We start from the raw sequence: 14,792 nt of genomic DNA, 5'->3' as shown, positions 1-14,792 counted from the left end.
TTATCCAATGAAATTCAGTGAACTCTGGTTACGCGAATGGGTAAATCCAGCCCTGGACAGCGCTGCGCTGTCTGAACAAATCACCATGGCCGGTCTGGAAGTGGACGGTGTCGAGGGTGTTGCCGGTGCGTTTCACGGCGTCGTGGTGGGGGAAGTGGTGGAGTGCGGTCAGCACCCTAACGCAGACAAACTGCGGGTGACCAAAATCAACACCGGCGGCGATCGCCTGCTGGACATCGTCTGTGGCGCGCCGAACTGCCGCCAGGGCCTGAAAGTCGCCGTTGCCACCGTAGGTGCGGTGCTGCCGGGCGATTTCAAAATCAAAGCGGCCAAACTGCGTGGCGAACCTTCAGAAGGGATGCTCTGCTCGTTCTCCGAGCTGGGGATTTCCGACGACCATAACGGCATCATCGAACTGCCAGCCGATGCGCCGATTGGCACCGACATCCGTGAGTATCTGCAGCTGGATGACAACACCATCGAAATCAGCGTCACGCCGAACCGCGCGGACTGCCTGGGTCTGATTGGGATTGCCCGCGACGTCGCGGTGCTCAACGGTTTACCGCTGAACGTGCCGGAAATGCAGCCGGTTGCGGCCACCCTCAACGACACCTTCCCGATCCAGGTCGAGGCGACAGACGCCTGTCCGCGCTACCTGGGCCGTGTTGTCAAAGGGATCAACGTCGCGGCGGCCACGCCACTCTGGATGAAAGAGAAGCTGCGTCGCTGCGGCATTCGCTCGATCGATCCGGTGGTCGATATCACCAACTATGTTCTGCTGGAGCTGGGTCAGCCGATGCACGCTTTCGACCTCGACCGTATCAACGGCGGCATCGTGGTGCGTATGGCGAAAGAGGGTGAGAAGCTGACGCTGCTGGACGGCACCGAAGCCAGCCTGCAGGCAGATACCCTGGTGATCGCCGACCATCAGCAGGCGCTGGCGATGGCCGGTATCTTCGGCGGTGAACACTCCGGTGTGAATGGCGAAACCCGTAACATCCTGTTTGAGTGCGCTTACTTCGATCCGCTCTCTATTACCGGTCGCGCCCGCCGTCACGGTCTGCATACCGACGCGTCACACCGCTATGAGCGTGGCGTTGATCCGGCGCTGCAGCATACCGCGATTGAGCGCGCTACCGCGCTGCTGCTGTCGATCTGCGGCGGAGAAGCGGGTCCGGTCATCGACCAGACTCACCCGGCCGCGCTGCCGGTTCCGGCGACCATCACGCTGCGCCGTGAAAAACTGGATCGTCTGATTGGCCATGTCATCGCCGATGAGCAGGTCACTGACATCCTGACGCGCCTCGGCTGTGACGTCACCGTGGGCGAAGGCGAGTGGCAGGCCGTAGCGCCGAGCTGGCGTTTCGACATGGCGATCGAGGAAGATCTGGTTGAAGAAGTGGCCCGTGTTTACGGCTACAACAACATTCCGGATGTGCCGGTGCAGGCAGGCCTGGTGATGACCCGTCATCGTGAAGCCGACCTGTCGCTGAAGCGCGCGAAAAACCTGCTGGTGGATAAAGGCTATCAGGAAGCGATCACCTACAGCTTCGTGGATCCGAAAATTCAGCAGCTGCTGCATCCGGGCGAAGAGGCGCTGCTGCTGCCAAGCCCGATCTCCAGTGATATGTCGACCATGCGTCTCTCGCTCTGGACCGGCCTGCTCAGCGCGGTGGTCTATAACCAGAACCGTCAGCAGAGCCGCGTGCGTCTGTTTGAGAGCGGTCTGCGCTTTGTGCCGGATACTCAGGCTGATTTGGGCATCCGTCAGGATCTTATGCTGGCTGGCGTCATCAGCGGTAACCGTGTGGAAGAGCACTGGGATCTGGCGCGTCAGACAGTTGACTTCTATGATTTAAAAGGCGATTTAGAGTCGCTGCTCGATTTAACCGGCAAACTGGATGAAATCAGCTTCCGCGCGGAAGTGAATCCGGCCCTGCATCCAGGACAGAGCGCGGCGATTTATCTGCATGATGAAAAAATCGGATTTATCGGCGTGGTTCATCCGGAGCTGGAACGTAAGCTTGATCTCAACGGCCGCACCTTAGTCTTTGAACTGCTTTGGAATAAGGTCGCAGACCGCGTCCTGCCTGACGCGCGCGAGATTTCCCGCTTCCCGGCTAACCGTCGTGATATTGCGGTTGTTGTGGCCGAAAACGTGCCTGCAGCAGATATCATTGCGGAGTGTAAGAAAGTTGGCGTAAATCAGGTAGTTGGCGTAAACTTGTTTGACGTGTACCGCGGTAAGGGCGTTTCTGAGGGCTACAAGAGCCTCGCAATCAGCCTGATTTTGCAGGATACCAGCCGGACACTCGAAGAAGAGGAGATTGCCGCGACCGTTGGCAAATGCGTTGCGGCATTAAAAGAGCGATTCCAGGCAACCTTGAGGGATTGAACCTATGGCGCTTACAAAAGCTGAGATGTCAGAGTACCTGTTTGAGAAACTCGGGCTGAGCAAACGCGATGCCAAAGAGTTAGTAGAGCTGTTTTTCGAAGAGGTACGTCGCGCTTTGGAAAACGGAGAACAGGTTAAACTGTCTGGGTTTGGTAATTTTGACCTGCGTGACAAGAACCAGCGTCCTGGCAGAAACCCGAAAACGGGTGAAGATATTCCGATTACTGCGCGTCGCGTAGTAACGTTCCGCCCAGGACAGAAGCTGAAAAGCCGCGTAGAGAACGCTACACCCAAAGAGACTGACTGAATTTCAGCGTTTCAAAAAGGCCGCGCAAGCGGCCTTTTTTCATGGTTTTCCGCCGTTGTGCCGCATCTGTCAGCGCGATCTTCTTCCGACGCGAACCGCCGCACCCACCTTTCTTTTTTCTGCAATCCCTCTACAATCAAATCTCTGTTTTCTCAGCGTATCCCGCTTATGTCTCTGCTCGACCAGCTCGCAAATCAGGCCGATCGACGCGGCCAGAAATGGCTGATGGCGTTAGCCGTGACGCTCTCTGCACTGCTCTGTCTCAGCCTCTGCGCCGGAGACAGCTGGATTGCGCCCTCACAGTGGCTTTCGGAAAGTGGCCGACTCTTTGTCTGGCAGCTACGGCTGCCCCGCAGCCTGGCGGTGGTGCTGGTCGGCGCTTCGCTGGCGGTGTGCGGCGTGGTGATGCAGGCCCTGTTTACCAATCCGCTGGCAGAGCCCGGCCTGCTGGGCGTTTCGAACGGCGCCGGCATCGGCCTGGTGCTTGGCGTGCTGCTGGGTAGCGGCTCACTCTGGAACCTCGCGCTCGCCGCTATTGCCGGCGCGCTAATCATCACGCTGATCCTGCTGCATTTTGCGCATCGCCAGCTTTCGACAACCCGGCTGTTACTCACCGGCGTGGCGCTGGGGATCATCTGCAGTGCCATCATGACCTGGGCGGTCTACTTCAGCACCAGTCTCGATCTGCGTCAGCTGATGTACTGGATGATGGGGGGATTCAGCGGGGTGGACTGGCGCTACGGCTGGATGATGCTGGCGCTGCTGCCGGTGATGCTGGCCCTGGGCGCAACCGGGCCGATCCTCAATCTGCTGGCGCTGGGGGACACCTCCGCCCGCCAGCTCGGACTCTCGCTTTTCGGCTGGCGTAACCTGCTGGTGCTGGCGATGGGCTGGCTGACGGGGATCAGCGTGGCGATGGCGGGGGCCATTGGCTTTGTCGGGCTGGTGATCCCGCATCTGCTGCGTCTGAGTGGCCTCAGCGATCACCGCTATCTGCTGCCCGCCTCTGCGCTGGCGGGGGCGGGGGTGCTGCTGGCCGCCGATATCGTGGCGCGGCTGGCGCTGACCTCGGCGGAGCTGCCGATAGGGGTGGTCACTGCCACCCTCGGCGCGCCGCTGTTTATTCTGTTACTGGTGAAATCGTCACGCTAGCTTCGGCTGGCAACTCTGCATCCACAACTGCATCCAAGGAATTCATATGAACATTTATCAGACTGAACTGGTTACGCTCGACGGGGAAAAGACCACGCTGGCACAGTGGCAGGGCAAGGTGCTGCTGGTCGTCAACGTGGCGTCGAAATGTGGCCTGACGCCGCAGTATGACGAGCTGGAGAACCTGCAGAAGGCCTGGCAGGATCAGGGCCTCAGCGTGCTCGGCTTTCCCTGCAATCAGTTTCTCGGGCAGGAGCCTGGCAGCAGTGAGGAGATCAAAACGTTCTGCAGCACCACTTATGGGGTGACCTTCCCGCTGTTTGCCAAAACCGAGGTCAACGGTCCGGCGCGTCATCCGCTCTTTGCTCAGCTGATTGCCGCACGACCAGAGGCGGTGCGTCCGGAAGGCAGCGGCTTTTACGAGCGGATGGAGAGCAAAGGGCGCGCGCCAAAAGCGCCGGGCGACATCCTGTGGAACTTCGAGAAGTTCCTGATTGGCCGGGACGGCAGCGTCATTCAGCGCTTTGCACCGGACATGACGCCGGAAGATCCGATCATTCTGGAAACCATTAAGCAGGCTCTGGCGAAGTAAATGCTGCTGCGCCTGCACCAGGCCGCCGTGCCCGGACGGCTGGAGTCACTGAGCGGTGAAATCGCCGCGGGCCAGCTGCTGCACGTCGCAGGCCCGAACGGTGCAGGCAAGAGCACACTGCTGAGCCTAATCGCGGGCCTGCAACCCGCCGCCGGGTCGGTCATGCTGGAGGATCGGCCGCTGGCGGAGTGGCAGGGCGCGGCGCTGGCCAGGGTTCGTGGCTGGCTGCCCCAGCAGCAGGTTCCACTGAGTCCGATGCCGGTCTGGCACTATCTGCGTCTGCATCTCAAGCAGACCGGCCCGCAGGCCGACGCCCGGCTCGGCACGCTCCTGCAACGGCTTCAGCTGGAGGATAAACTTTCCCGTTCCCTGACGCGGCTCTCCGGCGGTGAATGGCAGCGCGTCAGGCTGGCGGCAGTCTGCCTGCAGATAGATCCCCGCATCAATCCGCAGGGCCGGTTGTTGATACTTGATGAGCCGATGACCGCGCTGGATATCGGCCAGCAGAAAACGGTCGACGATCTGATCGCGGAACTGTGCGCGGCGGGCATCAGCGTGGTTGCCAGCAGCCATGATCTCAACCACAGCCTGCAACGGGCCGACCGGGTCTGGCTGATGGATCGGGGGCAGCTGATCGCCCAGGGCGACCCGGCAGCGGTTCTGACGCCACAGCGTTTGACACCGCTCTACCAGATTACTTTCCGGCAACTTGAACTGGAAGGGCGAACGCTGCTGACGGTGTTGCCCTGACACTTGCTACACCGCGGCGTTTACCGCTACATTAAGCCGGTTGCAATTTCTGATAAGGACATTTGGCGATGCGCCTGGGTTTGCTGATTTTAGTGCTGCTGCTGACGGGATGCAGTCATCACGCCCCGCCAGTGAATGGCCGTCTTTCCGATTCCATCACCGTGATTGCAGAACTGAACGATCAGCTCGGTAACTGGCACGGCACCCCCTACCGTTATGGTGGCATGAGCCGCAGGGGGGTTGACTGCTCCGGGTTTGTCTATCTGACCTTCCGCGACAGGTTTGCGCTGCAGTTGCCGCGCACCACCTCCGCGCAAAGTGATATCGGTACCCGCATCAGTAAAGATGAACTGCTGCCGGGCGATCTGGTCTTCTTTAAAACCGGACGCGGCGAGAATGGCCTGCACGTAGGGATCTATGACAGTGATAATGCGTTCATTCACGCCTCAACCAGTCAGGGCGTGACCCGTTCCTCGCTGGACAATGTTTACTGGCGAAAAGTGTTCTGGCAGGCGCGCCGGATATAACCCCCATTTTCTGGATCAGACTTAAGTCCAATTTTAAATAGAGCGACAACGGCAATTAAAAGTTTTATTTAAAATGACAGTTATTGAGCCTGAATTTATTAAGCATAATAGCCGCGACGTTAATTCCACTAATAAGGGCAGGTTTCACGTCACTATTTGGCTTAAGCGTTACAGCGAACCGGCAAACGGCAATGGAAGGCTAAAGAAGCTCGTCTCTTCAATCATTTGGCACTATTGCCTGCAACCGGCCATTGCTATACGATATCGTTATCGCCGCATATTCTGGCACTAAAATGAAAATTCATCTCTCGGCCGACTATCAGTCGGAAATCTGGTTCTATCCGGTCTGTGATGTTGACGGACAGTTAACCGCTGTCGAACTGGTTACGCAGTTTGTGCATGAGAGTGCACCTATCACCCTGCCACAGGAGCTGCTGTTACCGCAGCTTGATGAGTCACAGCAGCTGCGTCTGCTGCAAAGCCAGATCGGATTGCTGGAACAGTATCGTGGATTATTTGAAGCGCATTCGGTCTCCGCATTAATTCGTATTGATGAAAATCTGGCCCGGACGCTGCTGGCCAGCGAGCTGGTGATGCGCAAATTAAAACAGCTGCCATTCATTCTGCTGAATATCACTGAAGCGTTTCCGCAACTCAGACTCGGCAAAAATAATGCGTTGCTGGCGAGCCTGCAGGCGGAGTTTAATTTAGCGCTGTCTCATTTCGGTGCTGGCAAAAGTCCTTCGAATGCGGTCTACGATAATTTATTCAGCTGCATCTGTCTGGATAAGGACTTTATTCACTCACTGGCCAAGCGTGCCTCATTTGTGCCTTTTATTCAGAGCATTATCGATAATTTCCGCGCGCACTGCGATCAGCTGATTATTTGTGGCGTCGACGACGAGGTCCTTCTGGATAAAGTCAGCCAGTTGAGCGGTGCCGTTTTCCAGGGCGCGCTCTTCCCGGTCGTCAAATCGGATGCGCTGCGTTCGCTGCTCGGCGCCAGCAATCGGCAGCCTTCCTCCCGACACCCCGGCTGACAGAACCTGTTAATCCCGGCTATCGGCGTTACACTAAGGGACTAACCTGAGTAACGCTGAGCATCGCATGGGAGAAACAATGTCCTCACGCAAGGTCACCTTCGACAACACCTGGTTCCGTGAGCTTGCCGGGAATTACACCGCACTCAATCCCACGCCGCTGGCAGGTGGACGCCTGCTCTATCACAATGCGCCGCTCGCTGCGGAGATGGGCCTGGACAGCACACTGTTCGACGGCCAGGGCCACGACGTCTGGCATGGCGCGGCTCTGCTGCCGGGCATGCAGCCGCTGGCGCAGGTCTACAGCGGCCATCAGTTTGGCGTCTGGGCGGGACAGCTGGGCGACGGGCGCGGGATTCTGCTGGGCGAGCAGCGTCTCGAAGATGGCGGCAAACTGGACTGGCATCTCAAGGGCGCGGGCCTGACGCCTTACTCCCGCATGGGCGACGGCCGGGCGGTCATTCGCTCCAGCGTGCGCGAGTTTCTGGCATCGGAAGCGCTGCATCACCTGGGCATTCCGACCACCCGGGCGCTCACGCTGTCGATCGGTGACGAGCCGGTCTACCGTGAAACCCCCGAGCGTGGGGCGATGCTGATGCGCATCTCGCCGAGCCATCTGCGATTCGGCCATTTCGAACACTTCTTTTACGGTCAGCAGCAGGAGAAAGTGCAGCAGCTGGCCGACTACGCCATTCGCCACCACTGGCCGCATCTGACAGAGGAGGCCGATCGCTATCAGCAGTGGTTTACCGACATTGTGCTGCGTACGGCGCGGCTGATTGCGCTGTGGCAGAGCGTCGGTTTCGCGCATGGGGTGATGAACACCGATAACATGTCCATCCTCGGGCTGACCATCGACTATGGCCCCTTTGGTTTTCTGGATGACTATCAGCCCGGCTTTATCTGCAACCACAGCGACTACCAGGGCCGCTACAGTTTTGAAAATCAGCCGATGATTGGCCTGTGGAATCTCAACCGTCTGGCGCATGCGTTGTCGGGTCTGCTGACTACTGAGCAGCTGCGCGCGGCACTGAGCGCCTATGAGCCTGAACTGATGCGGGTCTGGGGCGAAAGGATGCGGGCGAAGCTCGGCTTACTGACGCCGCAGAGCGGCGATAACCAGATTCTGACCGATCTGCTGGCGCTGATGACCCAGGAACACAGTGACTACACGCTGACGTTCCGGCTGCTGAGCGAGACGCAGCAGGCAGAAAGCCGCTCACCGCTGCGTGATGAGTTTATCGATCGTGAGGCGTTTGACCGCTGGTATGAGGGGTATCGCCGCCGCCTGCTGGATGAGCAGGTCAGCGATGCGGAACGGCAGGCGGTCATGAAAGCCGCGAACCCGGCGGTGATCCTGCGTAACTATCTCGCCCAGCAGGCGATCGAAGAGGCCGAGCGGGGTGAGCAGGGGGCGCTGGCACGGCTGCACCAGGCGCTGCAGCACCCCTTCAGCGATCGGACGGCCACTGAGTATCGTCAGCGGCCGCCGGAGTGGGGCAAGACCTTAGCGGTGAGCTGTTCCAGCTGAGGCAGCGTCAGAGACGATGAGAAACCGCCCCGGCGAGCAGTTCGAGCACGCTTTCGCTCTCCTGCCAGCCGAGGCAGGGGTCGGTAATCGACTGACCATAAACCAGCGGCTGGCCGCTGACCACTTTCTGATTGCCCTCCTGCAGGAAGCTTTCAATCATCACGCCCGCGACGGCGCGCGAACCTGATTTGATCTGCTCTGCGACATCGGCCGCGACATCCATCTGACGACGATGCTGCTTCAGGCAGTTGCCGTGGCTGAAGTCGATCACCAGCTGTGGTGGCAGGTTAAAGGCCGCCAGGCTCTCCGCCGCCGCCGCCACATCGCTGGCGTGATAGTTGGGCTGTTTGCCGCCGCGCAGGATCACATGACCGTGGGGATTACCGCTGGTCTGATAGATGGTCATCTGGCCCCGCTTATCGGGCGAGAGGAACATATGACTGGCGCGCGCGGCGCGGATGGCATCCACGGCGATCTGGACGTTGCCATCGGTGCCATTTTTAAAGCCGACCGGGCAGGAGAGGGCCGACGCCATTTCGCGGTGGATCTGGCTTTCCGTGGTACGTGCGCCAATGGCTCCCCAGCTAATCAGATCCGCAATAAACTGGCCGATCACCATATCCAGGAATTCGGTGGCGGTGGGCAGGCCCAGCGCGTTGATATCAATCAACAGCTGGCGGGCGATGCCGATGCCCCGGTTCACATCATAGCTGCCATCCAGGTCCGGATCGGAAATCAGCCCTTTCCAGCCCACCACGGTGCGTGGCTTCTCGAAGTAAGCCCGCATCACAATTTCCAGCCGATCCGCATAGCGGTCGCGCAGAACGTTCAGGCGCTCCGCATACTCCAGGGCCGCTCTGGGATCGTGCAGCGAGCAGGGGCCAATCACCACCAGCAGGCGGGGATCTTCACCGGTCAGGATACGCGCAATACGGGTGCGGGCCGCCGTGACGTTGTCAGCAATGGCGGCGGAGACGGGGTGTGCATCTGCCAGGCTGGCCGGCGTAATCAGGTTATCAATGCGTGCAGTACGCAGTTCATCGGTTTTATTCATGAGTGTCTCAAAAACAGTTCTTCGCAGCGGTGAAATACCGGGAAGTGATGATGGTCACAATAAACCATTAGCCTGCGAATTCAACCCGGGAATCAATAATCAAATCAAAACGCACGGCCAAGCCACGTTACAGCGTCTGCGTCAGGAGACCTCTAATACATGCGGCGGGTCAGGCCCATAATGTCGAGAATTTTGGTGGCAATCTCTTCCACCGAGTAGTTGGTGCTGTTGAGGTAGCGGATCTGATGGGTGCGGAACAGCGCTTCGACTTCCCCCACCTCCAGCCGGCACTGGCGCATGGAGGCGTAACGGGTATTTTCCGCCCGCTCCTGGCGTATCGCCGACAGCCGTTCCGGATCGATGGTCAGCCCGAAGAGTTTGTTCTGATGGGCGCGCAGGGCGGGCGGCAGCTTCAGGTTATCCATATCGTCGGCAATAAAAGGGTAGTTGGCGGCGCGGATACCAAACTGCATCGCCAGATAGAGGCTGGTGGGGGTTTTGCCGCAGCGTGAAACGCCCACCAGGATCACCTGGGCATCCTCCAGGCCGCGCAGCGAGATGCCGTCGTCGTGGGCCAGGGCATAGTCGATCGCCGCAATACGGGCATCATATTTCCCCAGGTTACTGGCATCCAGCCCGTGGGTGCGGTGCGCCACCGGCGCAGGAGACAACCCCAGCTCCTGCTGCAGCGGGGCGACCAGCGCCTGCACAATGTCCTGACAGAAGCCTTCGCTCTGAACGATGATGTCGCGCACTTCCGGCGTCACGATCGAAAAAAACACCAGCGGCCGGACGCCGCTCTGCTGATAGAGCGCGTTAATCTGGGCTTTCACCGCCAGCGCCCGCTGAACGTTCTCAACGAACGGCAGCGTCAGGCTGGTGATATTGACCGGAAACTGCGACAGCACCGCATGCCCCAGGACTTCCGCCGTAATGGCGGTGCCATCAGAAATATAAAAAACGCTTCTGTCCGTTGTCATAACGCTCTGCCCTGAATATGAGTGAGCCGTCAGCATGAGCCATGCCAGAAAATAAATCATCCCGGATGTTAATTTCTGGAAGGCTTATCGGAATTTCCGGACGGAGGTTGCCGCTGCCGCCAGGGCAGAGTCATTCGTCCGCTGCGTGTTTTGCCCCTTAATCAGCCAGAAAACCCCGCGCCCCTGTTGCGCAACAAAACAGGGGGGTAAGGACGCCCGCAAAACACGATTTCCTTATTTGTCAGTGAGTTGAGAAAAAATGGCGGCTTTGCGCAACAGCAAAATAAAGCGCTTACAATTCCGAAACTGCGGCTGAAATTCTGCTTTAACGATTCAACAGATCGTGATCGGTGAGGCGATATGCCAGGCTGAAAACCGATTACTCCCTGTCTCACTTCATCGATAACTGATAAAGGATAAGATCAATGTCCACTACAGGCGAACAGCCACTTGTGCTCTGGTATAACCAGCTTGGCATGCATGATGTTGACCGGGTGGGAGGCAAAAACGCCTCTCTGGGTGAAATGATTACTAACCTGTCGTCGCTGGGTGTCTCCGTCCCCAATGGTTTTGCGACGACATCGTACGCGTTTAACCTGTTCCTCGATCAGAGTGGGCTGAACCAGCGCATCTATGCGCTGCTGGATGAGACCGATATTGATGATGTGGATGCGCTGGCAAAAGCGGGCCGGCAGATCCGCCAGTGGGTCGTTGAGACGCCTTTCCTGCCGGAGCTGGAGTCCGCCATTCTGGACGCCTATCAGCAGCTTTCGGCAGACGACGCGGACGCCTCGTTTGCCGTCCGCTCCTCGGCCACCGCAGAAGATATGCCCGACGCCTCCTTTGCCGGACAGCAGGAGACCTTTCTGAATGTGCAGGGCATCGACGCCGTGATGGTCGCGGTCAAGCATGTCTTTGCTTCGCTGTTTAACGACCGTGCTATCTCTTACCGCGTGCATCAGGGCTATGACCATCGCGGCGTGGCGCTCTCGGCCGGTATTCAGCGCATGGTGCGATCGGATCTCGCTGCGTCGGGCGTGATGTTCACCATCGATACGGAGTCCGGCTTCGACCAGGTGGTCTTCATCACCGCAGCGCTGGGACTGGGCGAAATGGTGGTGCAGGGCGCGGTGAACCCGGATGAATTCTACGTGCATAAGCCGACGCTGGCCGCCAGCCGTCCGTCGATTGTGCGCCGCAATATGGGCTCGAAAAAGGTCCGCATGGTCTATGCCGACTCGCAGGCGCACGGCGAACAGGTGCGTATTGAAGATGTGCCTGAGGCCGAACGCGACCGCTTCTGCCTGAGTGATGAGGAGGTCCAGGCGCTGGCGAAGCAGGCGGTACTGATCGAGCAGCACTACCAGCGGCCGATGGACATCGAATGGGCCAAAGATGGCCACACGGGCAAGCTGTTTATTGTGCAGGCGCGGCCTGAAACCGTTCGCTCAAATGGGCAGGTGATGGAGCGTTACACGCTGCAGGGTCAGGGCAGCGTCGTAGCGGAAGGCCGGGCTATCGGTCACCGTATCGGGGCCGGCACGGTGAAGGTGATCCACGACATCAGCGAAATGAACCGGATTGAGAAAGGGGATGTGCTGGTGACCGACATGACCGACCCGGACTGGGAGCCGATCATGAAAAAGGCCTCGGCGATCGTCACCAACCGTGGCGGCCGAACCTGCCATGCGGCGATCATCGCGCGTGAGCTGGGCATTCCGGCGGTGGTGGGCTGCGGCGACGCCACCGATCGGCTGAAAGAGGGGCATCAGGTTACCGTCTCCTGCGCCGAAGGGGATACCGGCTATGTCTACGATCAGCTGCTCGACTTCGACGTCACCAGTTCGCAGGTCGATTCGCTGCCTGAGCTGCCGCTGAAGATCATGATGAACGTCGGCAACCCGGACCGCGCCTTTGATTTTGCCTGTCTGCCCAATGAAGGCGTGGGGCTGGCGCGGCTTGAATTTATCATCAACCGTATGATCGGCGTTCACCCGAAGGCCCTGCTGGCGTTCGATCAGCAGACGCCGGAACTGCAGCAGCAGATCCGCAAAATGATGAAAGGATTTGATGATCCGGTGGAGTTCTATATTGCGCGGCTGACTGAGGGAATTGCCACACTTGGGGCGGCATTTGCACCGAAACGCGTAATTGTCCGACTTTCCGACTTTAAAACTAACGAATATGCCAACCTGGTGGGCGGCGAACGTTACGAGCCGGAAGAGGAGAACCCGATGCTGGGATTCCGCGGCGCGGGACGTTACGTGGCGGACAGCTTCCGCGACTGCTTCGCGCTGGAGTGCGAAGCCGTCAAACGCGTTCGCAACGAGATGGGCCTGACCAACGTCGAGATCATGGTGCCCTTTGTGCGTACCGTTGAGCAGGCGCAGGCCGTGGTGGAAGAGCTGGCGCGTCAGGGCCTGAAGCGCGGCGAGAACGGGCTGAAGATCATCATGATGTGCGAAATCCCGTCCAATGCGCTGCTGGCAGATCAGTTCCTGCAGCACTTTGATGGCTTCTCGATCGGCTCGAACGACATGACCCAGCTGACATTGGGGCTGGACCGCGACTCCGGCGTCGTCTCCGCGCTGTTTGACGAGCGCAACGAGGCGGTGAAAGCGCTGCTGTCCATGGCGATCCGGGCGGCGAAACAGCAGGGGAAATATGTCGGCATCTGCGGACAGGGCCCGTCGGACCATCAGGACTTCGCCGCGTGGCTGATGGAAGAGGGGATCGACAGCCTGTCGCTGAACCCGGATACCGTGGTGGAAACCTGGGTGAGCCTGGCGCAGCTGCGCGCATCCTGATTCCGGCAACCGTCACGTCAGAGGCCCGCAATGCGGGCCTTTTTTATGTCTGGCGGGTCAGATTCAGGCAAAAAAAAAGCCCATCACAGGGGATGGGCAAAGACTACACACAGCAATTCTTTACTCTACTCAGGGGGAATAAGGTGGTCTGGAAATCAATAGTTTGATTCAGAACATAGGAAGCATGTTATTCATACCGCTGGCTGGAGTCTTTAAGAATCCTCTTATTAGTTTAAAGCCAATAATCTTTTGTAACCTTTAGTCAGCCATTTGGCTTAAGAAACAGTGCAGAAAGTAATCTTTTTTAGGCTGAAATGGTCAGAATCAGCTCAGTAATGGCTTTTTTCTTAAAAATCGCTAATGAAAATCATCTTTTATCAGTCCGTCGGGACGGGGTGCGGTTAATCATCATTAACCGCACTAATCAATGCAACGGGTGGGGCGATCGCGGCGGGTAAACGCCGCGGATCACAGGGTGGGCGGGGTGCCTTCATGATCGGCCAGCGCTTCCGCCACCGTCTGCGGGTCGTCTTCAGGCGCGGGCGCCTCATGCACCCAGACGGAAACCAGACGGTAGGAGACCGCCAGGACGACCGGTCCGATAAACAGGCCAATCATGCCAAATGCAAAGAGTCCACCAATTACCCCAGAGAGGATCAGGATCATCGGCAGGTCGGCTCCCATCCGGATCAGCATCGGGCGCAGGACGTTATCCAGCGTACCCACCACACAACTCCAGACCAGCAGCACGGTTCCCCAGGTGGTGTCGCCGCTCCAGTAGAGGTAGATGATGGCCGGAACCAGCACCAGCAGCGGCCCGATCTGCACCAGGCAGCACAGGATCATCAGCACCGTCAGCAGCGTGGCGTAGGGAATGCCGGAAAGCGCCAGACCGATACCGCCCAGCACGCCCTGCACCAGAGCCGTCACCACCACGCCCAGCGCCACGGCGCGAATGGACTGTGCCGCCAGCAGCACGGCGGCATCACCGCGCCGGCCCGCCATGCGGAAAGCGAAGTGACGGATACCCTGGGCTGCCTGCTCGCCACGCCAGTAGAGCAGCACACTGAACAGCAGCATCACGCCCAGATGGATCATAAAACGTCCGAAGTGACCGGCCTGCGCAACAAAGAAGCCGGTCGTGCGACCGATATAGGGCTGAATCTTGGCCATCACGCCAGCGCCCCCGCTCGCCACCAGCTTGTCATAACTGGCGTAGATCTTCTCACCGACCATCGGCACGTCATTAAGCCACAGCAGCTGCGGCATCGTATGTCCCTGCGTCACCCAGGCGATCACCGGTGCGCTGTTGTCAATCAGGCTGCTGACCAGCAGGGCAATCGGGATAATAAACAGCAGCAGCAACAGTAGTGTCATTACAATCACCGCCAGCGAGCGGCGGCCCCACAGCAGTCGCTGAAATTTCAGCATCAGCGGCCAGGTGGCAATCACCACCATGCTGGCCCAGGCAAAGCCCAGAATAAAGGGCTGCACCACCCACAGGCAGGCGACGATCAACAGCAGAATGAACATCAGGGTGAAGAGAATTTGCGGCAAATCCATATCCCGGTACTGGCTTTTCATCATTGACTCATAACCTCGTTTTAATCCTTCATTTCAGGCATTCACGTAACTGTTTTTATCATGATCTATTTAC

The 14,792-nt window shown here is 58.6% G+C and carries 12 protein-coding genes and 1 other RNA gene; 9 read left to right on the top strand and 4 right to left on the bottom strand.

The genetic code is table 11. The features are described 5' to 3' along the window. Positions 1 to 7: 7 nt before the first annotated feature. The 8 genes from pheT to J1C59_RS10365 all read left to right on the top strand — a co-directional run bounded on the left by pheT (position 8) and on the right by J1C59_RS10365 (position 8,294). Positions 8 to 2,395 (top strand): phenylalanine--tRNA ligase subunit beta, encoded by a 2,388-nt coding sequence (gene pheT, locus J1C59_RS10400; RefSeq protein WP_128086152.1) that lies wholly within the window; start codon positions 8 to 10, stop codon positions 2,393 to 2,395. Between the two features lie 4 nt (positions 2,396 to 2,399). Beyond that, a complete protein-coding gene (gene ihfA / locus J1C59_RS10395; protein ID WP_003853259.1) occupies positions 2,400 to 2,702 on the top strand; it encodes an integration host factor subunit alpha in 303 nt (100 codons plus the stop codon). A 168-nt stretch (positions 2,703 to 2,870) separates the two neighbouring features. Next, positions 2,871 to 3,854 (top strand): vitamin B12 ABC transporter permease BtuC, encoded by a 984-nt coding sequence (gene btuC / locus J1C59_RS10390; protein WP_140917061.1) that lies wholly within the window; start codon positions 2,871 to 2,873, stop codon positions 3,852 to 3,854. Between the two features lie 46 nt (positions 3,855 to 3,900). Beyond that, entirely contained in the window at positions 3,901 to 4,446 is a 546-nt protein-coding gene (locus J1C59_RS10385) for a glutathione peroxidase (protein ID WP_128085808.1), read from the top strand. Further along, complete coding sequence (gene btuD / locus J1C59_RS10380; protein WP_128085807.1) at positions 4,447 to 5,196, top strand: vitamin B12 ABC transporter ATP-binding protein BtuD; 750 nt, start codon at positions 4,447 to 4,449, stop codon at positions 5,194 to 5,196. Between the two features lie 68 nt (positions 5,197 to 5,264). Continuing rightward, positions 5,265 to 5,723, top strand: coding sequence for an NlpC/P60 family protein (locus J1C59_RS10375; protein ID WP_128085806.1), 459 nt, complete (start codon positions 5,265 to 5,267; stop codon positions 5,721 to 5,723). Positions 5,724 to 6,016: 293 nt separating this feature from the next. Next, on the top strand, positions 6,017 to 6,763 hold the full coding sequence (locus J1C59_RS10370; protein ID WP_128085805.1) for an EAL domain-containing protein: 747 nt from the start codon (positions 6,017 to 6,019) through the stop codon (positions 6,761 to 6,763). Between the two features lie 79 nt (positions 6,764 to 6,842). Next, entirely contained in the window at positions 6,843 to 8,294 is a 1,452-nt protein-coding gene (locus J1C59_RS10365; protein ID WP_140917060.1) for a protein adenylyltransferase SelO, read from the top strand. A gap of 7 nt (positions 8,295 to 8,301) precedes the next feature. Here J1C59_RS10365 and J1C59_RS10360 read toward each other — a convergent pair whose 3' ends face one another. Next, positions 8,302 to 9,348 (bottom strand): 3-deoxy-7-phosphoheptulonate synthase, encoded by a 1,047-nt coding sequence (locus J1C59_RS10360; RefSeq protein ID WP_128085804.1) that lies wholly within the window; start codon positions 9,346 to 9,348, stop codon positions 8,302 to 8,304. A 152-nt stretch (positions 9,349 to 9,500) separates the two neighbouring features. Beyond that, the gene (gene ppsR, locus J1C59_RS10355) at positions 9,501 to 10,328 is read right to left on the bottom strand and encodes a posphoenolpyruvate synthetase regulatory kinase/phosphorylase PpsR (protein WP_128085803.1); all 828 of its coding nucleotides are present in this window, start codon (positions 10,326 to 10,328) and stop codon (positions 9,501 to 9,503) included. A 425-nt stretch (positions 10,329 to 10,753) separates the two neighbouring features. Between ppsR and ppsA the strand changes: the two genes are divergently transcribed. Beyond that, positions 10,754 to 13,135: a phosphoenolpyruvate synthase gene (gene ppsA, locus J1C59_RS10350; RefSeq protein WP_128085802.1), complete on the top strand. Its 2,382-nt coding sequence runs from the start codon at positions 10,754 to 10,756 to the stop codon at positions 13,133 to 13,135. A 68-nt stretch (positions 13,136 to 13,203) separates the two neighbouring features. On the opposite strand, the gene rprA is transcribed toward ppsA, so the two are convergent. Then, positions 13,204 to 13,312, bottom strand: an RNA gene (gene rprA, locus J1C59_RS10345) — antisense sRNA RprA. A gap of 291 nt (positions 13,313 to 13,603) precedes the next feature. Next, positions 13,604 to 14,722, bottom strand: coding sequence for an AI-2E family transporter YdiK (ydiK, locus tag J1C59_RS10340; RefSeq protein WP_375716760.1), 1,119 nt, complete (start codon positions 14,720 to 14,722; stop codon positions 13,604 to 13,606). Positions 14,723 to 14,792: the final 70 nt, after the last annotated feature.

This window comes from Pantoea deleyi, from assembly GCF_022647325.1.
Lineage (GTDB): Bacteria > Pseudomonadota > Gammaproteobacteria > Enterobacterales > Enterobacteriaceae > Pantoea > Pantoea deleyi.
This window is presented reverse-complemented; position numbering and strand designations above follow the sequence as displayed.